General features: G+C 39.7%; 1 protein-coding gene. It reads left to right on the top strand.

Annotated elements, in window-relative coordinates:
• Positions 1 to 223 precede the first annotated feature (223 nt).
• Positions 224 to 1402 (top strand): ISL3 family transposase (locus ACTWQB_RS17300; RefSeq protein WP_443140392.1); only part of this gene is annotated, 1179 nt, incomplete at its 3' end.

The following is a 1402-nucleotide window of genomic DNA, read 5'->3' as shown; positions in this document are numbered from 1 at the left end:
AACCTTCCAGGTTAGGCCTTCCCTTTCCGCGGGCGATCCGCGAGCCTCCTCGAACTCCACTAACGTTACGTTCTGTGGGGTCTCGCCTGGCTCGCTTCTCCCGCAGGAGTGTCAGGCCTACCTGGATTTCAGGGAAATATAGCCAAAATAAAACACGCAAGCTCCTAATTTGTTAGAATTTGTTTAGACCAAAAAACAAAAAACAAAAGGAGTTGCGTGTACTATGTATTCTAACATTTCTATCCCTGGTTTAGAAGAGTTTAATATTACTAAATCCTTTGAAGGTGAGGGATTTTACCAACTCCATGTGGAGTTGGAGAGAAAACCTCACCAATGTCCTGATTGTCGGAAGTTCACTGAAAAAGTTCATGATTATAGGCTTCAAAAGATTCAACATACACAAGCGTTTGGTAGAAATACCTTGTTATTTTATCGAAAGCGACGTTATATTTGCGGGGATCGAGAATGCCGTAAACGATTCTATGAGGACAACTCAGTTGTAGAACGTTATCAGAGACAATCCGTTGAGTTTAATCAAGCCCTGTCGATTGAGCTAATTCATGGTAAAAACTTTAAAGATGTAGCTGATCGCTTTATGGTTTCTCCAACGACGGTTATGCGTCGTTTTGATGAGATAAGCTCAACGAAGTTAAAACAAACCACAGATCTTCCGAGAGTCATTGCGATTGATGAATACAAAGGTGACGCCGGTGGCGAAAAGTATCAAACCATTATTGCCGACCCGATAGACCGTAGGCCTTTAGAAATCTTAAAGGATCGAAAGAAACAGACACTGGTAGACTATCTAAAGCAACATGGTGACAAGGTAGAAATGGTTGTCATGGATATGAGCCAATCGTTTAAAGCAGCTGTTAATGACGCGCTTGGCGGCCCTATAATTATTGCAGATCGATTCCATTTTTGTCGTTACATTTATTGGGCACTTGAACGGGTGAGGCGGAAAGTCCAACAATCGTTTGATGAGTACGACCGTAAGAAGTGTAAACGCATGAGGCATGTGTTCTATAAACACAACGAAAACTTAACTGATAAACAACGCTGGTATTTAAACCATTATCTTAGTAAATCAGATTATTTAAGGAAAGCATATGAATTGAAAGAAGCTTATCGAGAATGGTTTAAACAAGCAAAAGCTAGTGGGTCAGATAAACTAAAAGACATTAAAGAAGGATTATATCGTTATTACGACCTTGTAAAGGCATCGGGAGTTGAAGAATTTGAAAGGTCGATATCGACCTTTCAAAATTGGCAAAAGCAAATCATGAACAGCTTCGCATTTAATTTACATAATGGATATGTTGAAGGGATTAATAATCAAACCAAAGTGATTAAGCGTAATGCCTTTGGCTTTAAACGGTTTGATCGTTTTAGATTAAAGGTG

Source organism: Piscibacillus sp. B03, from assembly GCF_052246295.1.
Classification (GTDB): Bacteria; Bacillota; Bacilli; order Bacillales; family Alkalibacillaceae; genus Piscibacillus.
This window is presented reverse-complemented; position numbering and strand designations above follow the sequence as displayed.